General features: G+C 38.3%; 24 protein-coding genes. 16 read left to right on the forward strand and 8 right to left on the reverse strand.

Translation table 11 applies throughout. The features are described 5' to 3' along the window. Positions 1–15 precede the first annotated feature (15 nt). Positions 16–654, forward strand: a complete 639-nt coding sequence (locus FHS86_RS16930; protein ID WP_429416490.1) for a WbqC family protein — start codon at positions 16–18, stop codon at positions 652–654. Positions 655–656: 2 nt separating this feature from the next. Here FHS86_RS16930 and FHS86_RS16935 read toward each other — a convergent pair whose 3' ends face one another. After that, positions 657–1,016, reverse strand: a complete 360-nt coding sequence (locus FHS86_RS16935) for a DUF4907 domain-containing protein (RefSeq protein WP_429416493.1) — start codon at positions 1,014–1,016, stop codon at positions 657–659. Beyond that, positions 1,009–1,995 carry a Kelch repeat-containing protein gene (locus FHS86_RS16940; protein ID WP_429416496.1) on the reverse strand — a complete coding sequence of 329 codons (987 nt, stop codon included), beginning with the start codon at positions 1,993–1,995 and terminating at the stop codon, positions 1,009–1,011. The genes FHS86_RS16935 and FHS86_RS16940 overlap by 8 nt, the downstream gene beginning before the upstream one ends. Positions 1,996–2,455: 460 nt before the next feature. Here FHS86_RS16940 and FHS86_RS16945 point away from each other — a divergent pair, with 460 nt between their 5' ends. Next, positions 2,456–3,814 carry a hypothetical protein gene (locus tag FHS86_RS16945; protein WP_429416499.1) on the forward strand — a complete coding sequence of 453 codons (1,359 nt, stop codon included), beginning with the start codon at positions 2,456–2,458 and terminating at the stop codon, positions 3,812–3,814. 13 nt (positions 3,815–3,827) lie between these two features. Next, positions 3,828–5,078 (forward strand): hypothetical protein, encoded by a 1,251-nt coding sequence (locus FHS86_RS16950; RefSeq protein ID WP_429416502.1) that lies wholly within the window; start codon positions 3,828–3,830, stop codon positions 5,076–5,078. A 30-nt stretch (positions 5,079–5,108) separates the two neighbouring features. Here the strand turns inward: FHS86_RS16950 and FHS86_RS16955 are convergent, their stop codons facing one another. Both FHS86_RS16955 and FHS86_RS16960 read right to left on the reverse strand, forming a co-directional pair. Continuing rightward, entirely contained in the window at positions 5,109–5,537 is a 429-nt protein-coding gene (locus FHS86_RS16955; protein ID WP_429416505.1) for an NUDIX domain-containing protein, read from the reverse strand. Between the two features lie 10 nt (positions 5,538–5,547). Continuing rightward, positions 5,548–6,339 carry a C40 family peptidase gene (locus FHS86_RS16960; RefSeq protein WP_429416508.1) on the reverse strand — a complete coding sequence of 264 codons (792 nt, stop codon included), beginning with the start codon at positions 6,337–6,339 and terminating at the stop codon, positions 5,548–5,550. Between the two features lie 126 nt (positions 6,340–6,465). Between FHS86_RS16960 and FHS86_RS16965 the strand changes: the two genes are divergently transcribed. Both FHS86_RS16965 and FHS86_RS16970 read left to right on the forward strand, forming a co-directional pair. After that, positions 6,466–8,574, forward strand: coding sequence for an HD family phosphohydrolase (locus FHS86_RS16965; RefSeq protein ID WP_429416511.1), 2,109 nt, complete (start codon positions 6,466–6,468; stop codon positions 8,572–8,574). Positions 8,575–8,621: 47 nt separating this feature from the next. Then, entirely contained in the window at positions 8,622–9,680 is a 1,059-nt protein-coding gene (locus FHS86_RS16970; RefSeq protein WP_429416514.1) for an aldose epimerase family protein, read from the forward strand. A gap of 202 nt (positions 9,681–9,882) precedes the next feature. Here FHS86_RS16970 and FHS86_RS16975 read toward each other — a convergent pair whose 3' ends face one another. The 3 genes from FHS86_RS16975 to FHS86_RS16985 all read right to left on the reverse strand — a co-directional run bounded on the left by FHS86_RS16975 (position 9,883) and on the right by FHS86_RS16985 (position 10,816). Next, the gene (locus FHS86_RS16975) at positions 9,883–10,125 is read right to left on the reverse strand and encodes a GIY-YIG nuclease family protein (RefSeq protein WP_429416517.1); all 243 of its coding nucleotides are present in this window, start codon (positions 10,123–10,125) and stop codon (positions 9,883–9,885) included. Positions 10,126–10,262: 137 nt separating this feature from the next. Continuing rightward, a complete protein-coding gene (locus FHS86_RS16980) occupies positions 10,263–10,505 on the reverse strand; it encodes a GIY-YIG nuclease family protein (RefSeq protein WP_429416520.1) in 243 nt (80 codons plus the stop codon). Between the two features lie 137 nt (positions 10,506–10,642). Then, positions 10,643–10,816, reverse strand: coding sequence for a GIY-YIG nuclease family protein (locus FHS86_RS16985; RefSeq protein WP_429416523.1), 174 nt, complete (start codon positions 10,814–10,816; stop codon positions 10,643–10,645). Between FHS86_RS16985 and FHS86_RS16990 the strand changes: the two genes are divergently transcribed. Beyond that, positions 10,796–11,047, forward strand: coding sequence for an AlbA family DNA-binding domain-containing protein (locus FHS86_RS16990; RefSeq protein ID WP_429416526.1), 252 nt, complete (start codon positions 10,796–10,798; stop codon positions 11,045–11,047). The two genes, FHS86_RS16985 and FHS86_RS16990, sit on opposite strands and share 21 nt — an antisense overlap. A gap of 247 nt (positions 11,048–11,294) precedes the next feature. Here FHS86_RS16990 and FHS86_RS16995 read toward each other — a convergent pair whose 3' ends face one another. After that, complete coding sequence (locus FHS86_RS16995; protein WP_429416529.1) at positions 11,295–12,182, reverse strand: AraC family transcriptional regulator; 888 nt, start codon at positions 12,180–12,182, stop codon at positions 11,295–11,297. Between the two features lie 184 nt (positions 12,183–12,366). On the opposite strand from FHS86_RS16995, the gene FHS86_RS17000 reads away from it, so the two are divergent. The 10 genes from FHS86_RS17000 to FHS86_RS17045 all read left to right on the forward strand — a co-directional run bounded on the left by FHS86_RS17000 (position 12,367) and on the right by FHS86_RS17045 (position 21,496). Continuing rightward, positions 12,367–13,329, forward strand: a complete 963-nt coding sequence (locus FHS86_RS17000; protein ID WP_429416532.1) for a spirocyclase AveC family protein — start codon at positions 12,367–12,369, stop codon at positions 13,327–13,329. Between the two features lie 32 nt (positions 13,330–13,361). Further along, a complete protein-coding gene (locus FHS86_RS17005) occupies positions 13,362–14,759 on the forward strand; it encodes a radical SAM/SPASM domain-containing protein (RefSeq protein WP_429416535.1) in 1,398 nt (465 codons plus the stop codon). A gap of 36 nt (positions 14,760–14,795) precedes the next feature. After that, positions 14,796–15,698: a patatin-like phospholipase family protein gene (locus FHS86_RS17010; RefSeq protein ID WP_429416538.1), complete on the forward strand. Its 903-nt coding sequence runs from the start codon at positions 14,796–14,798 to the stop codon at positions 15,696–15,698. A 201-nt stretch (positions 15,699–15,899) separates the two neighbouring features. Beyond that, positions 15,900–17,009 (forward strand): hypothetical protein, encoded by a 1,110-nt coding sequence (locus tag FHS86_RS17015; RefSeq protein WP_429416541.1) that lies wholly within the window; start codon positions 15,900–15,902, stop codon positions 17,007–17,009. A gap of 17 nt (positions 17,010–17,026) precedes the next feature. Then, complete coding sequence (locus FHS86_RS17020; RefSeq protein ID WP_429416544.1) at positions 17,027–17,938, forward strand: SDR family oxidoreductase; 912 nt, start codon at positions 17,027–17,029, stop codon at positions 17,936–17,938. Between the two features lie 17 nt (positions 17,939–17,955). Further along, positions 17,956–18,507 carry a 1-acyl-sn-glycerol-3-phosphate acyltransferase gene (locus FHS86_RS17025; protein WP_429416547.1) on the forward strand — a complete coding sequence of 184 codons (552 nt, stop codon included), beginning with the start codon at positions 17,956–17,958 and terminating at the stop codon, positions 18,505–18,507. Positions 18,508–18,569: 62 nt separating this feature from the next. Beyond that, on the forward strand, positions 18,570–19,121 hold the full coding sequence (locus tag FHS86_RS17030; protein WP_429416550.1) for a 1-acyl-sn-glycerol-3-phosphate acyltransferase: 552 nt from the start codon (positions 18,570–18,572) through the stop codon (positions 19,119–19,121). A gap of 257 nt (positions 19,122–19,378) precedes the next feature. Then, positions 19,379–20,230 (forward strand): patatin-like phospholipase family protein, encoded by an 852-nt coding sequence (locus FHS86_RS17035; RefSeq protein WP_429416553.1) that lies wholly within the window; start codon positions 19,379–19,381, stop codon positions 20,228–20,230. 61 nt (positions 20,231–20,291) lie between these two features. Then, complete coding sequence (locus tag FHS86_RS17040) at positions 20,292–21,056, forward strand: glycosyltransferase family 2 protein (protein ID WP_429416555.1); 765 nt, start codon at positions 20,292–20,294, stop codon at positions 21,054–21,056. Between the two features lie 44 nt (positions 21,057–21,100). Next, on the forward strand, positions 21,101–21,496 hold the full coding sequence (locus FHS86_RS17045; RefSeq protein ID WP_429416558.1) for a GtrA family protein: 396 nt from the start codon (positions 21,101–21,103) through the stop codon (positions 21,494–21,496). The last annotated feature ends 404 nt before the right edge of the window (positions 21,497–21,900 follow it).

Genomic DNA, 21,900 nt, shown 5'->3' on the forward strand with positions numbered 1-21,900 from the left:
AAGGAAGTAAAACAAATGGAACAAGTGCTGTTGACATCGGCCTATCTGGGGCCTTTGAATTACTATGGAAAAATGCTGATGGCCGATCAGGTGCTGATCGAGCAATACGATAGCTACCATAAACAAACCTGGCGAAACCGTTGCCGCATCATGGCTGCCAATGGTCCGCTCGACCTGTCGGTTCCCGTGGTGAAAAAAAGTGGACAGAAGATGTTGATGAAAGAAGTTGAAATCGACTACAGTACCCGCTGGCAGGCCAATCACTGGCGTTCGCTGCTTGCTGCCTATGCTTCTTCGCCGTTTTTTGAATTCTATGAAGATGATTTCCGCCCTTTTTATGAGAAAAAATGGTCGTTTCTGATTGACTTTAATCAGGAAATAAATGCATGTGTTTGCAATCTGCTGGAGCTTCCGGTGCCCTTAGGATTAAGCGATTCATTTGTTGTTCCTGAAGAGCGACCCGGAGATTTTCGTTTCAATATTTCACCCAAAAGCAGCCACGAAGCCGACCCCTTGTTTCAGCCGGTGGAATATTATCAGATTTTTGACGAAAAGTACGGTTTTGTGCCCAATATGAGCATTGTCGATCTGCTGTTTAACACCGGCCCTGAGGCCCTCCTTGTGCTTGAAGAAAGCGTTAAAGCCAACGGGTAGGTTTAGTATTTTATTCCCAGGCTGTCGAGCTCACTGCGCGAGATAGTCGGGAAGCGCTTGTATTGCAGTTTTTGAATGGCCAGGTTTCCGCAGGCCCTTGCATCTTCCTCACTTTTGAATGTGATGCGGCCACTAATGGCAGGAATGTGTTTCTGGAGGATGAAGAGGGTCGTGTCGTTATATATTTCGTATATCCAGCCCTGTGCTCCTTGATATACTTTCAATGACCAGTCAGGAGAGCTATCAGAAGAAGTCCCGGACCTCACAGGTTCGGGACTTCTTTTGTATTTTATACTAATAATGGCAGTTGCTGCTATCAGCAACAGTGCTGCCATTACGATCGTTTTTTGATTTTTAGTCATTGGTAACTTTGTCTGCATTGGGCTGGAACATGTAGCAATCGTCCTTGTAGCTCGAACCGGCACGACCGCCTACGATATAGCCGTAATCGTTGATCACAAAGCTGCCTGCACCTTCGCGCTGTGAAGCTTCGAGGGCTGTTTTTTCAGTCCATGAATCGCTCGCCGGATCCCACTCGTAAACCGAGGTGGTTACGGTTGAATTTTGATTACCGGCAACCAGGTATATTTTACCATCCGAAGCAAAGGTGCTTGCATTGCGACGAGGAATGTTACTGTTTCCGGTATCTTCGTCGGTTAACGAAGTAAGCGGTGACCATGAGTCGCTTGCCGGATCGTAGCTCCACATATCGCTCAGTTCGTCGTTGTGAAAACCGCTGATCACATAACCTTTACCGTTGAGGCTGGTGGCATTGGCCTGACGACGTTTGTCGCCTGTCAGGCTGGTAATTTTACTCCAGCTGGTTCCGTCGTATTTGTAAAAATCTTTGGTGTACAATTTATCGTTTTCCTGCGTGCCTGTGCCAACATAAATATTATTGTCGATGGCAAAAGCAGTAGCGTAACGACGGGCACCACCAGCAAAGGAGTCAATCTCTGCCCATGAGTTGGATGCAGCGTCATAAGCCCAGAAATCGGCCAGATCGTCGTCACCATCGTATCCCAGACCAACAAAACCTTTCGATCCGTTGCTGATGCTCACATTGTATGCGCGGGGTGTTCCCGGAAAATCAGCCACCTGATCCCATGTGTTATTTACCGGATCATATTGCCAGAAATCGGAGTAGAAGGTATCATCATCTTTACCCATTCCCCAATAACCAAATCCATCGATGGCGAAACTGGTTCCATCGGCACGTGAGTATTTTTCAAAAACTGCTTTTTCAACCCAGTTTCCAATTGTTTCTACTTCATCTTCGTTACACGATGCGAACAAAGCTGTTGTAATAACAGCAATCATTATCAGAGTTCTAAATTTCATTATTAATGGTTTTTTGAAAATTTTTTATTTTGTGTTTTCAAGTTTATGCTGTTTAAAAGCTAATTATTCAATTCAAAAGTATTTTTTTTTACTTCCGAATTGATTGGTGTCAAACATGACTTATAACCTTCAGCTGACGAATGCTCGTTTTCTGTTTGTATTTTAATCAAAAATCATAGCGTCAAGCTGAATTTGAGGTTGACAAATATAAAACTTTTCATGATAAACTAAGGGGCATTAGCGTTTTTTATGATATTATGTTAAGGCTTGTTAAATAAGGGATTCAGCTGTTTAAATGCTATAAGCGCTCGCAAATAATTTTTACATTTGTCGCCTGTTTAAAACAAAAAATCAGGCAGGTTCCTTTTATAATGCTATTTTTGGCGATGAATTCTGCAAAACAGTTTTTCAGACTGACGCTTTGAAAGCATATAAAGAAATTAAAAAAGATTCTATATAGATGATGAAATTCAAATTTTTATTCGGAGCATTCTTTCTGTTTGTCTTGGCTTCGTGTGAGTTCGACGAGGGCTTCAGGTACAATCTGGGTAACGACTTTGTGGACGATCCTGCCAATGTGATTCTGGTAGATACCATGACAGTTAGAACCTTCACTGTGGCAAGCGACTCATTTGCAACATCGCAGGCCGATCGTTTGCTTAGCGGACAATTCATAAATAACTTCGGTGTTTCCACCTTGTGTGAAGCCTATTTCAGATTAGATCCGACCTCCAATAGTTCGTTTCATGTATCGAGTACCTACGATTCGGTCCATCTGGTATTGCATCCCGATGGTTATTTATTGGGTGATACACTGCAACAGGGCCTATTTGATGTGTATCGGCTGAGTGAGGAAATTGTGGTAGACAGCGACAATGGGAATATCTACAATCATCAACAATTCGCAACAGAAGATACACCACTGGCTACTTTTTCAATCAACTTTCAAAACGAAGTGGAAGAAATTGTTGTTCCGCTTCCCGAAGAACTGGGACGAACACTATTTTCCATGGCTGTAAATGAGTCGGACACTATTAAAGATGCCGAATTGTTTAAAAGCTTTTTTAAGGGCCTGGTGATTAAGCCGCGTGCAGAAAACCGATTCATTATGGGATTGAAAGCGTATGCTGATTCTGTTAGCGCACCTCGCATCAGGGTATATTACCACGATATATCGACCAGTGATGATCTGAAGATTGATTTTCCTCTTGAAGATACCGGAGATGATATTTCGGGAACCGATTTGAGTAATTTTTATGCCTTCAGCAGAATAGAAAATAATTATGCGGGGACCATTTTTGAAGCGGTTACAGCCGGGCGGAGTGAAAAACTTCCGGCAACAAGCACCGATCATGTTACCCTGTTACAGGCCGGCTCAATGCTGAGTACACGGATTGAGATTCCGGGAATCGACAACCTGGCTTACGAAGTAGGAAAGGCATCGGTGGTAAAGGCTGAATTGGAATTGCACCCAATCAGTTCTACTTTTTATAATAAGTCGGATTTGCCCGTGACCCTTCAAATGACGCTGGTGGAGCCTGATAATGATCAGTACGACGCGCTTTATAAAACCGGAACGGAAGAACCTGCGTTCGGTTCTCTTCAGTTCGACGATGAGTTCAAAGATAAATCGTACTACTCGTACGACATAACCAATTACATCAAAACCGAATTCGAAGAGAATGCCGATCCGATATACTCGCTCATGCTGTATACGCCCTTTGATCGTAATGTGCCCGATGTGAGGCAAATTGTACTTGGAGATGCTTACAAAGCCAATCATCAGCTTAAACTAAAAGTTTACCTTACAAATTATTAAACCGAAAAAGCGAATGAACTTTAAAAATCATATCGTCCTGTTACTTGTAGTCGTGTTGGCCACTCCATTGTTATCTCTGGCACAAAACAATACTTCATCGCCTTACTCGGTATTTGGTGCAGGCGATTTGTCGAATGTAGCCTATGGACGCTCCCTGGGGCTTGGAGGTACAGGCTATGCCTTGCGTAGTTCCAACTTTCTAAATTTTAAAAACCCGGCTTCACTAACCGCCATCGATACCCTTTCAACGCTGTTTGAAACAGGCGTTTTTGGTAAATACACACAGAATGCCTCCAATGAAGCAGTTCAGGATTTCTGGGATGGAAATATCACCCACCTTGCTTTGGGACATCGCTATACCTCATGGCTGATGGGGAATTATGGTTTTATGCCTTACAGTGATATTGGTTATAATTTTAGAACCAATAAATTTGTTAGCGGTGAGGAGAGTAGGGTGGTAACCGACTGGAAAGGAACAGGTGGAATCAGCCGGTTCTTTTATGGTGTTGGATTGAAGGTTCACAAGTATTTTTCACTGGGTGGTGAAGTGGCCTATTATTATGGCCCGGTGAACGAATCACGATCGACAACAGCCGAAGTTCAACCAGAAAACAGTACCATTTATTATACCAATACCCCCTATAGCGGACTGTCATACAAGGGTGCTTTTCAGTTAATTGCCCCCCTGGGTAAAAAAGGCAGCGGACTGACTCTGGGTGGGGTATTTTCACCCGGCCATCGTCTGGGTGGCACCTCAAATGTTACCATTCAGCAAAATTATGGCTCAGCAGGAGGCGTGATTGTTCGTTCGGAAGAGGAAAAAGCAAGACCAATTGAGGTACCTGTGAGTTATGGTGGCGGTTTGGCTCTTACCTGGAGAAACAAATACCTTTTGACCTCCGACCTTGAGTTGGAAAACTGGAGCAGCAATACCGATCAGGATTACATCAACCGTGAGGTGATTTCGGCCGGTTTTGAGTTGCTGCCTCAAAACAGTCTTAATTATTTTGAGCGTTGCTCCTACCGGGTAGGCTTTCGTTACGATTCGGGCTATTTCCGTACCAAGGGCTATGCCATCGACGATGTGCGTTTCACAATGGGGGTGGGCTTTCCGGTCCAAAAGTCACGATCGACAATTAACGTGAGCCTCGAAGCCGGACAAAGGGGAACCAATAACATGGGTCTCATTCGCGAACGCTATACCAAACTAACCGTGGCATTCTCATTTCACGATTATTGGTTTGTGCAGCGTAAGATTGATTAAGCAGAAAAGAAAGTACGAAATTCAAAATATTTAAAATTGGCGACCCAAAAAGTCGTCAATTATTGTTCTGTGATCAAAAGCAAGCGAAGGCAGCTCATTCAGATTAAACCAGCGTGCATTGGCTGCATCGTCGCCGCTGCGTGGAGTAATCCGATCGTTAATAATGGAATAAAAAACTACCGAAATGGTTCGTCCGCGCGGGTCACGATCAACAGCACCATAGGCGCCCAGTTGTTTCAACACCATGCCCCGAAGCCCGGTTTCTTCTTCCAGTTCGCGGGCACAGGCGGTTTCAAGATCTTCGTTCATTTCGATAAAACCACCCGGCAGTGCCCATTGGCCTTTGAATGGTTCAATACCCCTTTCGATGAGCAGGATGAAACGCTTCCCGTTTTCCTGGCAAATGATAAGGGCATCGGTCGTAACTGCCGGTCGGGGGTAATCATAAGTGTAGCTCATATTGGGATCTTTAATCCTGAACAATTCGTTTCATCAGTCTTAGCTGATGGGTATAACGCCGGGTTTCGAGATTGAAAATACCGGCATGGTCAAGGTTGTCAATTCTGACCTTTCCTGACGAATGGATGATTTTGTTTTTTTCCCAGATAATGCCCACATGAACAATGCTCCCCTCGTGATTATCAAAGAAAGCCAGATCGCCGGGACGGGCTTCTTCCACAAAAGTGAAATTTTCGCCCATGGCAGCTTGTTGAGAGGCATCGCGTGGAATTTTTATTCCTGCAATTTTGTAGACAATTTGTGTCAGTCCCGAGCAATCGATACCCAGCGGAGTGCGACCGCCCCAAAGGTAGGGTGCATTAAAATAATTAAGTGCAGCATTGATTATTTTACTACGCTCGTCAATAGCGACAGGAAACATTACTGCATTGCCTTCGAGCCGGTAAAGGGTGTCGGCAATGGCAAAGGTCGATTCGTTTTTGTCGAAGTGGGGGAGTGTACTGCCTGCTACAATCAGAAAATTACGGTAATGATTTACCTGTTGAACAATGTTGAAGATGTCGGTTGAGACTGCTTGTTTCTCCTGGCACAAAAGTGTGTATTCCTTTTCGCTCACCGGAGTAATCATTTTGGAATCGATCCATCCTTCATACCCGTCGTGGTGCAAACGGATGTTGCACCATTTGTCATCCTGTTCCAGGATTTCGTAGTGTTCGCCCAGTAAAATCTGGGTACACATCTCGCTTTTTTCGGCCGGTTCTGTTCTTACCGGAATGGAACTTAAATTCGAAATCCCGTACATAGGCAATCTTCAACTCTGAATGCGGTTAATGATTCAAATATACAATATTTGTCAGGGGAAGCGGCATTATGGCAAATTATTTTCTATTTTTAAGTTTCGGTAAAAAACGGATTTTTAGCTAGCATTATGAACAAAGAGCCCAAGCAAACCACGGGATGGTCAAAGAAAGTATATTATGCTTTTTTCATGGTCACCACCTTAGCCATCATTTATGTGTTGTATCCGAAACAAGCCACTTTCAGATACGAATTTCAAAAAGGTCAGCCCTGGGGCCACGAAACGATGATTGCCCCCTTCGATTTTGCTATATTGAAACCCGAGGCCGTACTGGAAGCAGAAAAGGATTCTTTGTTAAGCAATTTTACTCCCTATTTTAACTATGACGAAACAGTCTTTGAAGTGCAGATGGAGTTGCTTGAAAGTGCATTAAACAAGTCTTTGAATAACTATCCGACTGAAATAGATACCCTAAAAAGAAGAAAGCTGATCACATTAATTACCAGCCTGTATAAGCAACTTTATGAGCCGGGCATACTTGAAATGTCTCCAGAGCATTACGAACGACTGAAACCCGACGGGGCACTTAACAAGGTGGTGGCCAATGTGGCACACAAACAAGCGGTTGCGGCAAGCTATTCACTTAAATCGGCGTATTTGTTTCTGAATGATACCTTAAATACCCTGGCCACAAACGATACTTTGCTGATTGGAATACAGAACCAGATTGATTTCAGTACTTATCTGGTTCCCAATTTAGTGTATGACAACGAATTTAACGAAGGCAATATCAGAGAAGTACTTCAATCGGTTTCTACCACACGTGGAGTAGTACAGGCCGGTGTACGTATTATTTCGGAAGGCGATGTGGTCGATGGAGACAAATACCTCATTCTTATGTCACTAAAGAAGGCCTATGAGCAAAACCGTGCCTATGGAGGATGGATGTCGACCATTGTTGCTGGTCAGATGTTGCTGGTGCTGTTTTTGTTTGGCTTATTGGTGTTGTACCTTCAGAGCTTCAACCGAAAGATATTCTGGAAAAAGCGGAATTTCTCAATGATTCTTTCTACCATTCTGGCCACCTATGTATTGGCAGTGTTGGTTCATCAAAACGATGCGGTAAGCATTTACCTGCTGCCGGTATGCATTTTGCCAATCATTATCCGAACTTTCCTTGGAGCACGCATGGCCGTGTTCATTCATTTGGTTACCATGTTGCTTATTGGCTTTATGGCTCCTAACAGTTTCGAATTTGTATTTATTCAGCTTGTTGCTGGTACAGTAGCCGTCATTAGCCTTAGCAGACTGCATCGTCGGGGGCACCTTGTAATTACAGCCTTGCTGCTGGTGGCTGTTTATTCGCTAATTTATTATGCCTTTGAAGTGATCAAGGAAGGCAGTTTTACCGAAATCGACTGGTCGTACTTTAAGTGGTTTGCAGGAAATGGCTTGTTGTTGCTGATTGCCTATCCTTTAATTTATGTGATTGAGAAGATATTTGGTTTTATCTCGGATGTCACCTTAATGGAGCTTTCGGATACCAATCACCCACTTTTGCGTAAACTGGCCGAAATTGCTCCGGGTACCTTTCAGCATTCAATGCAGGTGGCCAATCTGGCCGAAGAGGTGATTCTGCGCATAGGAGGCAATCCGATGATGGTACGGGCAGGCGCCCTTTACCATGATGTAGGTAAAATAAAAAGTTCACAGTTTTTTATTGAAAACCAGGCCACGGGGATCAATCCTCACGATAAGCTTTCCAATAAAAAGAGTGTTGAAAAGATTGTAAGCCATGTGTTCGACGGAGTAGCACTTGCTAAAAAGCACAAAATCCCTGAGTCGATTATCGATTTTATTAAAATGCACCATGGGCGCAGTGTGGTTAAATATTTCTACTTGAAATACAAGGAAGAACATCCCGATGAGAAGGTGAATCCCGAAGATTTTATGTACCCGGGTCCCAATCCTACAAGCAGAGAAACTGCTGTGGTTATGCTGGCCGATGGAGTAGAGGCAGCTACGCGCAGTTTGCCAGTGAAAAATGCCGAAAGTATTGAAAAGTTGGTCAATCAGATGATCGATTCAAAAGTGCAGAATCATGAATTGGATGATGCCCCCATCACTTTCAGGGATATTAAAGAAATTAAGAAAATATTTATTGAAAAGCTGAACACCATTTATCACATCCGGATACAGTACCCCGAAGAGAAGCAGGATGAAAATAAGAACAATTAAGCGGATGAGTCTTCAGTGAGTAAAACCTAATTTAAAAAGAAATAATGATGAGTTTAGTAGCAGCAGCTGAGTTTGAGCAGGAAGTGAATGGAAGAAAAACAGGATTATGGACCCTTCGCAATAAAAAGGGGCTCGAAATGCAGGTTACCAATTACGGAGCCAAGGTGGTAAGCCTGTTGGTGCCAGATAGTAAAGGCCAGCCTGTGGATGTGGTATGCGGATACCGCAAGCTCGACGATTACCTGAAATCGGGAGAAGTTTATTTTGGAGCAGTAATTGGTCGTTATGGAAATCGCATTGCCAATGGTCGGTTTGAGCTCGACGGAGTAAGTTATCAGCTCGAACAGAACAACGGTAGCAACAGTCTGCATGGCGGTCCTGGTGGCTTTCATGCTGTGGTTTGGGAAGCAAAACAAAGCGATGATGCAACACTCGAATTGACTTATCTGTCGAAAGATGGAGAGGAAGGTTTTCCGGGAAATCTGAGTGTTAGAATGATTTACAAGTTGACCGATGACAACGAGTTTCTGGTTGATTATTATGCTGAAAGCGATAAAACGACCATCTGTAACTTAACCAATCACAGCTATTTTAATTTGAGTGGCGAAGGCACTACCACTATATTGGATCATGTACTGCAAATCAATGCCGAAAGTTATTTGCCAACCAATGAAGATGCCATTCCTCTGGGGCATCTGGCTCCTGTTGAAGGAACTCCCATGGATTTCAGAAATCCGATGGAAGTGGGAGCGCGTATTGAACATGATTTTGTCGATCTGAAGCTGGGCAAGGGCTACGACCACACTTATGTGATCGATGGTAAGGCCGGGGATCTAAGGTTGGCAGCAACTGTTTATTCGCCTGTTAGTGGTATTAAAATGGAAGTGTTGACCGACGAGCCCGGGGTGCAACTATATACCGGAAATTATATGAATGGAACCGAAATAGGAAAGTCGGGCAAAGCATATTTGCAGCGTTCTGCTTTGTGCCTCGAAACACAGCATTACCCCGATTCACCCAATCAGCCACAATTTCCATCGGTTGTGCTTGCTCCGGGTGAAACTTACCGGCAAACAACGGTTCATCGCTTTGGTACTGTCGATTAATAAAGTACTTCGAATTCTGCAGGATTATACTGGCTGTATTTGTAGTTGAATATAGTCAGTATACACTGTTAGTAGAAAAAAAGGAGAAACCATCGCTTACGATCATCTCTCCTCCATTGGTGACTCAGCTGGGGTTCGAACCCAGGACCACTCCCGCAAAGCGGGATACTCTACCAGCCATAGGCAACAAAATCCAGTTGGTTTACTTATTGATTATAGCTTCAATGAAGGAACGTGATTTTTGTCTTTTAAGGAAGAGTTCCCTTGACAGAGCCTCTGCTTTGGTGCTAAATTGTTCTGTGTATTTTAATTCCCATGGAATACCACGATCGGTATACTTTCCTTTTCGCCGGTTATGTTCATACAGGCGACGTTTCAGATCATTGGTGTAGCCAACGTAGTAATGATCAATTCGGGCACTATATAAAATATAGACAGTATACACTGTTAGTAGAAAAAAAAGGAGAAACCATCGCTTACGATCATCTCTCCTCCATTGGTGACTCAGCTGGGGTTCGAACCCAGGACCCCTCCCGCAAAGCGGGATGCTCTAGCAGCCATAGGCAACAAATTCCAGTTGGTTTACTTATTGATTATAGCTTCAAAGAAGGAATGTGATTTTTGTCTTTTAAGGAAGAGTTCCCTTGACAGAGCCTCTGCTTTGGTGCTAAATTGTTCTGTGTATTTTAATTCCCATGGAATACCACGATCGGTATACTTTCCTTTTCGCCGGTTATGTTCATACAGGCGACGTTTCAGATCATTGGTGTAGCCAACGTAGAAATGATCAATTCGGGTACTATATAAAATATAGACAGTATACACTGTTAGTAGAAAAAAAAGGAGAAACCATCGCTTACGATCATCTCTCCTCCATTGGTGACTCAGCTGGGGTTCGAACCCAGGACCCCTCCCGCAAAGCGGGATGCTCTACCAGCCATAGGCAACAAATTCCAGTTGGTTTACTTATTGATTATAGCTTCAAAGAAGGAACGTGATTTTTGTCTTTTAAGGAAGAGTTCCCTTGACTGAGCCTCTGCTTTGGTGCTAAATTGTTCTGTGTATTTTAATTCCCATGGAATACCACGATCGGTATACTTTCCTTTTCGCCGGTTATGTTCATACAGGCGATTCACGATCTGTGTACTCCTAGAATTCTACCTGAAATATCGTTTTTACAATACGAAGGGAAACACATTATTCGTGTCCAAATATTCAAAGGAAGTACACCTCCATATCATTTGAAATCAAGAAATGTTGAAGATGGAATCTTTATTCGGGTAGGATCCACTAACCGACAAGCTTCCATTAAAATGATTAATGAATTGAGCCGACACAAAACAGCATTTTCTACGTTAGTGAATTAGTATATTCAACACCTGTCGATCAATTGGATTTATCATCATTCCGTGATCAATTCAAAGAAAAAACAGGAGAAGAGTTAAATGAAAATTTACTCCGAAAACTGGAATTGACAAAAGAGAGCCAAGTACAAAAATATTTTAATAAAATAACAAAGTAAAAAGTAATTGTATACATCAATATTTCCACCGATGACTTTAAACTCTTAATGCAAATTGAAAAAAAACAACAAAAGCTCCATACCAATTACTTTCAATTTTCTTTAAATTCACTAGGCGAACATCCTACATATTGTTTAAAATATTTACTAAAAAACGATGGGTTTGGAAAAGAGAGGTAGTATGCAATTTGCTTAACATTCATGTCAGACGTTTTCAACATCGTTTTTGCTTCCATAATAATATATTCGTTAATCCATTGCGATGCTGACATTCCACTTATTTCTTTCATCATCGAAGAAAGGTATTTTGGTGTAAGCGATAAGCGATCAGAATAAAAACTAACTTCATGTTGTGTTCTGAAATTCTGCTGAAGTAATTCCATAAAACGTATAAAATAATCATCTTTACTTTTACTCTTGACGAAAATCTTGCTTAATCCAAATTCATCTAAATCTTCCGATATTTTATATATCATCGAGGCTGAAAGTCCCTTAATTATATCCTCTTTTTGATTACTTTTTTCATCACTTAATACATCAAATATTAAATCGTAGAATTTTGCAATTCTTATTAAGTTTTGAGTTGTGAATCTAAACATTGGATTATTTCTCAAGTATACATAAAATGGCAAGACTTCTTTTAAGTTAATGTTTATAAATTTTAAATAATCCATTGAAAAAAGAATTGCAAAACCTTCAAAATCTGAACTTCGGTCATTAATCTTCAGAATATTTTCAGGTAAGCTGATTAAATAAGTGCTTTTGGTCATTTCCCAGCCTGTTAAATTAATGGTTACGTTCATACTGCCTTTGGTACATACGAAAAAACCAAAAGCATTGACACGAACAGGGAAATTGAAAATATCACAGTATAGTTTTAACTGAGAGGTCACATAAATATCATTCTTAATACCAACACCACCATTATAATTCTGTAGTAGTTGCTCAATTGATATGCTAAAAAGAGTCTTGTCTTCCATTGTTGAAATTTCCGTTAAGGTAATAAAATACAGATAAATAATTTGAACATGCAAGAATTATTCGACTTTTAGAACATTTATATAGCAATATTGATCTTTTTCACCTAGTAAGTGTAATGTAATTTTGTCATAATTAATTCAGTGACCTTTCAAGGTTAAAATGTTTAATAAATTCTATGTGATTATGGCATTCAGACAATTATTTTCGACAGAAATAGCAAGTGCTGGCAATATTAAAAGTCGCCCAAAATCAGTTTGGTATTGGGCTGGTTTTGGAATTATAATAACTCTTTTTGCTTGTTTTGTTTATGGGAGTTGGATTTTTGACTCAAATCAGTTTAAGCCTGTAAGTATACCCTTCGAATCAATGTCTGCCCAAAATATTTTAAAAATTAGAATATTTGAGACAATAAGCCTGCTTGTTGCTATAGTTACGCTATGGATTTATCTGGTTAAACCAATCATGAAGACAGGCAAAGCTCCAATTGAAGGATGGATGTTAATCGCAACTTTAATAGGTTATGTTTTTGACACTTCAATTAATTATACCGATTATGTGATGGCATGGAACGTCCACTCAATTAATTTAGGTACATGGGGAGAACATTTTCCAGGGCATTCAGGGCCTGTACGTTATGCTGAAGGTCTGCTCTGGGGACCTTCAATGTATATGTATTTTGGCTTATTGCTTGGGTTAATTCAATATAATGTTATTGAAGATTTAAAACCTAAAATTGGTACATTAGGAGCTGTTAATGCATCGTTTATTCTTGCCTTCTTGTTCGACTTTATCGTAGAATCAATTATTATACGAACAACCGAAGTTTATGCATATCCACATATTGTTCCTGCACTTACTGCATTTGTTGGTCACCAATATCAATTCCCACTTTATGCATCGTTTTTGGTTGCCACATATTCAACTATATATGTATTATTTATCTATTCGTCTAAAAGGAGTAATGAATCATTTGTAGAAAGAGGATTATCTACAATTCCTGTACGATTTCAATTTCCGATACGTTTTTTAGCTGCCGTAGGTTTTACTGCATTGCCCATTATCATCTACTTTGGAGGCATGTTTTTCTTTTGTCAGTTTGCCGAAACCACTATTGTATTACCCCAATATTTAAAGCCCAGCTTCTAATCATTTCTACAAAAACGATAATAAATAATATTATGAAAGCTAATGAAATTGTTATCAGTAAACTTGCCGATTTACTCATCGATCAAAAATTTATCAGGCATATGACCTTAAACAGGCTTGACAAATTCGTATATGACAGAATGATCAGAAATTATTCAGGAAAAGAAGATAAAGCAAATCAGATTGCACGATATTATTTCTTTTCTGCAATTATGAATAGAACCAGTTTTAATCTGGATCGTTCTGTTATTTCCCCTGAAGTATTAAAAAAGATCAGAAAAGTTTTAATTGGCGATAACTTTTTAGCAAATGGAAACTTTAAAGTTCCACGACCTGAACATGATGTATACAAACAAAAATATGAAAGTACACCACCTTCCTTTATAGTACTTTCACCAACACAACGATGTAATTTGCAATGCACAGGCTGTTATGCCGCAAGTAATAATAATACAACCCCAACTCTACCTTTTAGCATAGTTAACAGAATTGTTAACGATGTGCATGATCAATTTGGCAGGAGATTTGTCGTTATAAGTGGCGGTGAACCATTTATGTATAAAAGTGAAGGAAAAACACTTCTCGATCTTTTCGAAAAACACAACGACATGTTTTTCATGGTATACACCAATGGAACATTAATTAATAAAGAGATAACCCAAAAGTTGGCAACAATTGGCAATGTAATACCTGCAATTTCAGTAGAGGGTTACGAAAAGGAAACCGATGAACGTAGAGGGAAAGGTGTTTATCGTAAAATTCTTGCTGCCATTGAAAACCTTAAAAGTGTTGGTGTACCTTTCTTTATTTCGGTTACTGCAACTTCGAAGAATGTCGAATTACTTCTGGACGAAAAATTTTACGATTATTACTTTAATACACTAGGTGCCAGCTTTATGTGGCAATTCCAATTTATGCCAATCGGCAAAGGAAATGGTGCATTCGACTTGGTTGTTTCTCCACAAAAACGGATCGAATTATTTAGATTCTGGAACAAACTCGTAAAAGAAGATAAAATTCCACTTGCAGATTTCTGGAACAATGCAATTCTCTCTAATGGATGCATTGCCTATGGTAACAATAATGGATATCTGTATGTCGATTGGAATGGAAATATTATGCCTTGTGTATTTATACCGTATTATACCGATAATATTTACGATTTATATAAGGAAAATAAAACGCTGGCAGATGCTACAGTATCTGAATTTATGATTAATGGTCAAAAGTGGCGAAGACAAAATTTTAATAAGAACTTATTGATGCCATGCGCTATACGTGACCATTACCTCAACTTTAGAGACAATATATTACCCAGCAATGTAAAAGCAGAAAACAAAGAAGCAAGCGATGCTTATCGGAGCGTCGAATATCGAAAAGCAATGGATTATTATGACAAAGAATTATCAAAGCTTATAGAAAAAATTTAACAACAACGATTTACTGAAAACACAAATATTATAACAATGAAACAAAAAGTCGCATTGGTATTGGGCAGTGGTGGTGCACGTGGAATTGCACATATTGGGGCAATACGTGAATTACTCGATAATGGATATACCATTAGCTCAATTTCTGGAACTTCAATGGGGGCATTAATTGGAGGTGTTTATGCTGCCGGAAAACTGGATGAATTTGAAGCATGGTTAAACAAATTAAATAAAAAGGATGTCTTCAGCCTAATGGATTTTACATTAAGCAAAAGTGGAATTTTAAAAGCCAGTAGGGCCTTATTAGAAATACAGAAGTTTATTCCTGACCAACAAATCGAAGACCTGCCTATTAACTATTCTGCTATTGCTGCTGATCTAAAACAGAATAAAGAAATTATTATAACACAAGGTAGTCTTTTTGAAGCCATTCGTGCTTCAATAGCCATACCAATGGTACTTACCCCAGTTAAACGAAGTGGAAGTTTTATGGTTGATGGAGGAATTTTAAACCCTGTTCCTACAAATCGTGTAGTCCGACACGAAAATGATCTTTTAGTCGCCATCAATGTAACGGCAAGCATTCCTGGAGTTGTAACCGAAAATATTGATCAAAACTTTATTGAAAAATTGTTGCACTTCAGGTTTTCAATGCAAAATTCGGCTAACAACGAAGTTAATATGGGATACATTAACCTCATTGTAAAAACATCCCGCACAATGATTGCTCAAATTGCAAAATTAACGTTGGAATTATCACCACCTGACATGCTTGTGGAAGTTTCTTCGGATGCTTGTGGTACATTTGAATTTTATAAAGCATCAGAACTTATCGAAATAGGAAGAAATGCAATGTCTAATGTTTTGAAAAAAAATAATCTTCTTAATAAAAAAGAGGTAGAAAACACATTCGATATTTCAGAAATCTCCCTTTTATAAGCTGATTAAAAAGGGACAGTATAAAAGAGATAATCGATAGCTATATTCAAATTAAAGCAAAAACAAATAATAACGCAGACCTAAAATTTCCTATCCCCGTGAAGCCAACGGGCCATTACGGAAATTATTCCTTTGGAACGGCCTGCTTTTTAATATTCGCCGCAGAGCGGTGGGGAATTAAACCCAAAAAGATTAAAGAAAATGCAAACAAATATTGTAATCAAAGAAGTAGTAAACTCTACTGACTTTAAAAAATTCATAGGATTTCCTCAAACGCTTTACCTTGGTTCAGCTTATTATGTACCACCCTTGATACAATACGAAAAAAGAACTTTATCACCTGATAAGAAGCAGGCTATTGAGCATTGCAAAATAAAATATTGGATAGCATTGAAGAAAGGTGAGGTAGTTGGACGTATAGCAGGGATTATTGACAAAGCATACAATCAAAGACAGAATTTGAAATTTGCACGTTTTGGTTGGCTCGACTTTGAAAACGATCCTGGAATTTTAGACTTATTATTAGATGAAGTAGAAAAATGGGCAAAAAAGGAAGAAATGGAATTTGTTCATGGCCCATTAGGATTTAGTTCATTCGATAGAAGCGGCTTATTGATAGATGGATTTGATGAAAGATCAACCTTCCTCGGTAGTTATAATTATAAGTATTATCCATATTTTTTTGAAAAGACAGGATATGAAAAAGATATTGATTGGATTGAATACAGAATAAAAGTACCAGATAAAGTACCAGAAAATATTTTCAGAGAGGCTGAATTAATTAAGAGAAGTTATGGATTAACATGTCTAAAATCGGAAGAAAAAAGAAATCTAATTCAATACGCAGATGAAATTTTTGAGATTTTAAATTATGATCAATTCTCGAAGCAACAGATAAAAGATTTAAAAATACATTTCTTACCTTTCATTTTCATTTTTCCTGAATATACCTCGATAATAAAAGATAAAACAGGAAAAATAATTGCCTTCGCTATTGTGTTGCCATCTTTCTCTACTGCTCTGCAAAAATCAGAAGGTAAACTATCTCCAATAGGTTTAGCAAGAATCTTATCATCCTTGCATTTTAACGATACCGCCGAAATAGCTTTAATGGGTATTGATACCAACTTTCAAGACAAAGGGATAAATAGCCTAATACTTAGTGAAATAATCCCAACACTAATCGATAAAGGTTTCAAACACATTGAGTCAAATAAACAACAGGAACAAAATACTGAAATGCAAAATTTATGGAACAATTTTGAAACCCGACAGCATAAGCGTTCAAGATGTTACATTAAAAAGGTGTAGGAAAGAACATTATGAAGATGTATCTTAAAAATATTGGCATAAAGAAGGAAAGACTCCAAAAGTACAATCTATCATTCCCGAAAATTAGAAGAAAGGAAAGATTACTCAATCACCCAGCTAATTTTCAAGGAAAAGTTGTAATCATAACTGGCGCATCTTCAGGTATTGGCAAAGCATGTGCTTATGAATTCGCCTATCAGGGCGCAACTGTTGTGCTTGCTGCCCGACGAAAGGATATTCTATATGAAATTGAAGAACAGATTATTGCATTAAGAGGAAAAGCCTTCACGATTGTTACCGATGTAAAAGATATTAATGACTGCCGCTCTCTCATTGAACAAACAATTATCCAATTTGGGAAATTGGATATCCTTATTAACAATGCAGGCATTTCGATGAGAGCAACTTTTGAAGCCTTAGACTTAACTATTATTAAAGAATTAATGGATACAAACTTTTATGGAACTGTCTATTGTACAAAGTTTGCTTTACCTCATATTTTACAACAAAAAGGTACAATTGTGGGAGTATCATCAATTACAGGATTAACACCACTTCCGGGAAGAACAGGATATGCTGCTTCAAAACATGCTATGGATGGATTCCTCAACACTTTACGTCTTGAAAATATTAAAAAAGGGTTAAATGTTTTAGTCGTCCATCCTGGTTTTACTTCTTCAAACATTCGAAATGTAGCATTAGATAAAGATGGAAATTCCCAACAAGAAACACCCAGAAATGAAAACAAAATGATGTCTAGTGAACGTGTCGCAAAAATTATTGCAAAAGCCATCATTAAAAGAGAACGCGATCTGGTGTTAACCCCACAGGGTAAGCTGGTTGTTTGGATGCATAAAAACATGCCTGGTATTGCCGACAGGATAATATTAAATGAAATGTCCAAAGAACCGGGCTCTCCATTTGATTAATCTTAATAATTGTTTAAATGAAAAAAGTACCGGGAATAATATTAGAAGATATATTGAAATGGGAATCAACTGGCAGTTTTCCTAATGTGAAAAAATCGGTAACAATTTTTGCACCACATACCAGTTATTGGGATGGATTTATTGGAAAGTTATACCTAATGAACAGTGGTTTAAACTATAAATTTTTATCAAAAAAAGAGTTTTTCAAATTTCCACTAGGATACTTCTTCAAAGCTTATGGTTCTATTCCTGTATCTCGCAATAAAGAATACATTGATGAAATAGTAAAGATATTTGATAAGGAAGATAATCTGCATATTATTTTATCTCCTGAAGGTCAGTTAGCCAAAACCGACCATTGGAAAAAAGGATTCTTCTATATGGCTCAGAGGGCAAATGTGCCTATTGTTGTTGCTTATATCGATTATAAAAAGAAAGAAATTGGTTTGAAGGGTATTATTACTGACACAAATGATATCAATAGCGTATTTCATCAGATTAGTAAAATGTACGAAAAGGTAAATGCCAAATACCCGAATGAATTTTGTTTAGATAAAAGATATTCATAATCCTTTTGTTTGAAGGTAATAATGATATATGCAAACACAATTATAACACATTCGATATAAAAATGAAAACATTATCAGGTAAAATATTAACAATGCTTGGTTGGAAGTTTGTAGGAGAATTTCCCAATGTGAAAAAATCAATTGTAATTTTTGCTCCACACACTGCTCATATCGATGCCTTTTATGGAAAACTCGGATTTAACGAATTAGGAATTAAATATCTATTTCTGTCAAAAAAGGAATTGTTCTTTTTCCCAATGAATATTGTAATGAAAAAATTTGGTTCAATGGCTGTTCGGGGAGTGAAAGGAAAGAACGCAATTCTACAGGTAGCTGATATATTGAAAAACACTGACGAACTAAATGTAGTCATTTCACCTGAAGGTAGAATATATAAAGTTAACTCCTGGAATAAAGGTTTTTACTATATGGCAAAAAAAGCAGATGTACCTATTGTTGTTGCTTTTCTTGATTATGGTAGAAAACAATTAGGGATTAAAGGAATAATAGACGACCTAAGTGACTATGAAAAAGTTGAAGTACAAATAAATGAAATGTATAAGGATGTTAAAGGAAAAAATCCATCTGATTTTGTATTAGCGGATGCCAACTAATTCTTTTATCAACGACAGAATATTAGCAACTGTTTAATAAAAACAAATAATATGAGCGATCAAATAGGAATAATTGTGTTTGCAGCAGCCTTTATTATAACTGTGACTATTCTTTACAAGGATGATTTTAAGGCCATTCTAAGAAAAATAAAAAGAAAAAAATAGTCATATGAAACGAGCATGTTGAATCTTTCTTCACACAGAAGGATCATTATTATGCAAGTTCCATTCAGCATTTAAACACAAATTATATACAAATGAAACAACCAATTGCACTTGTCCTTTCCGGAGGTGCTGCCCGAGGAATTGCACATATCGGAATTATTGAAGAATTGGAGAAAAATAACTTTGAAATAAAATCTGTTGCAGGAAACTCAATGGGGGCTTTTGTTGGTGCAATTTATGCATCGGGTCAATTGCCCGAATTCAAAGAATGGATTCTAAATTTAGGAAAAAAAGATCTCATCAAACTTGCCGACATAACGATAAGTAAAAACGGTTTTGTAAAAGGTGAAAAGCTCTTTACCAAACTAAAGGAATTTTTGCCTGATGTAAATATTGAAGATTTATCTATCCCATATACTGCTGTTGCTGCCGATTTAACAAATATGCAAGAAGTTGTTTTAAGTACCGGAAGCCTACAACAAGCCGTTCGAGCATCAATCGCAATTCCCGGTGTTTTTATGCCTGTATACATAGGTAACTCAGTGTTGGTTGATGGTGGTGTTGTTAATCCTATTCCATTAAACCGCGTAAAACGAACCAATGGCGATATGTTGGTTGCATCGTTCGTTAATGCCAAACACCCCGAACCTCCAGAAAACCACAGAGAAGTAGCACAAAACAACACTGATAATTCTGGAGAACAAGACAACAAACCAAATAAAGAGGGATTATTTACTATCATGTCAAAAACTACAAGTTTGCTTACTTATAGCCTTGCCATGACCAATATTGAGAAATACAATCCCGATATTTTGTTCAACGTATCAAGGGATTCATGCGGAACTTTTGAATTTCATAGAATTGAAGAAATGATTGAAAACGGCAAAAAAGCAGCCCAAAAAGGCTTGGCTGATTTTGAGGACAATATGATCATTTGCTCATAGCAATCAAAATTACTCGTATAAGAAATAATAAAATCTGTATTACTTAATTTTTAAGCAAAGCATGAAAGAAGTAAGTATTGTAATTTGCACCTATAACGAAGAGAAAACAATTTCAGACGTAGTAAGTGCTTGCTGTATAATGAACCCAACAGCAGAAGTAATTGTCGTTGATGATGGTTCAAAAGATAACACGGAAACCATATTAAATAGATTAAAAAAGACTTGTGAATTTCGTTACGAGAAACTTACTGAAAACAAAGGAAAAAGCTGGGCAATGGTTCATGGAGTGGAGAAAGCCAGGAATGAAATCATTTTGTTTTTCGATGCCGACGTATCAAATATCAAACAGGAGCACTTCACTCAATTATTAGCTCCAATTAAAAACAAAGAAGCCAACATGGTTTTGGGGCAGCCATCGGAAACGTTGATAAATTACCGGATAAATCCATTTTCTTCACTGACCGGAGAAAGAGCGTTATTAAAAAAGGATATCATTCCGATACTTGAAGATATCCGCGAAATCCGGTTTGGTGTAGAAACTTTCATTAATTTATACTATCAGGCAGAAGGGAAACGTATTAAATATATTTTAATGAATGGTTTAAAACATCCCACTAAATACGACAAAACAACTCCAATAAAAGCAACCAAAGAGTTTGTAAACGAAGGTAAGGAAATCGCAGTCACCCTTATAAATAATTACGATTTAATAATCAGGCGACTTGAATTGATTGGGAAGAAAACAAATACTTCTGCCATGAAAAAACTGAATAAACTTCAAGTAGAAGTAAACAATAAATTAAATACCCTGATCGACAAATTTTAAGTATTTTTCGCCATTTGCTCTGTAATAATTTCATTTCAAAATAAATGAATGTTTTTATATTGAAATTTATAAAATTCTGTGCAGTAGGCGGTAGCGGAGTCTTCATTGATTTTGGACTTACGTATTTGTGTAAAGAAAAATTGAAACTAAATAAATATGTTTCAAATTCGATCGGATTCCTGATTGCAGCATCCTCAAACTATGTACTTAATCGTATTTGGACATTTAATAGTACAAACCAAAATATTACTACAGAATATTTTATTTTTATACTTATCGCTATAATTGGACTATTGATCAACAATTCAGCATTATGGATTATTCATAGAAAGATGAAATACAATTTTTACCTATCCAAAATTGGAGCGATTGGAGTTGCAACCTTATGGAATTTTCTATTTAACTATTTCTACACCTTCAGCAATACCTTAGAAATTTAACGAATACCATAAAAGTGAGTAGAAACAATCCTTTCCAATATCTATCAAAACTATGTTACATAATCCCATCTTATAAAACAGCCGCACAAAGCCAACGCTTTACCAAAGCTGTCTCATAAGGGCATTATGCAAAATAGCCGCGCAACCCGGAACACCGTGGGTTTCCTCATTCACCATTTCAAAGCTCAGTTTTTCCATTGCGCCACGCAACTGGCTTTTCAAGGTAAATTCGTCACCCCATTGAAAACGGATGCGAATGGCAGCTTTCCAAACCGTTTAGTTTTCATTTTTGGAACCGTTCGTTCCTCATGGTCTAGCCCCCTATAAATCGGACTTTTGTATAGATGGTTAAACAAACATATTATTTTCTTTATAAATTTGCAACAGCAAGGAACAACCGACGG

The organism is Roseimarinus sediminis, assembly GCF_050433125.1.
Taxonomy (GTDB): domain Bacteria; phylum Bacteroidota; class Bacteroidia; order Bacteroidales; family Prolixibacteraceae; genus Roseimarinus; species Roseimarinus sediminis.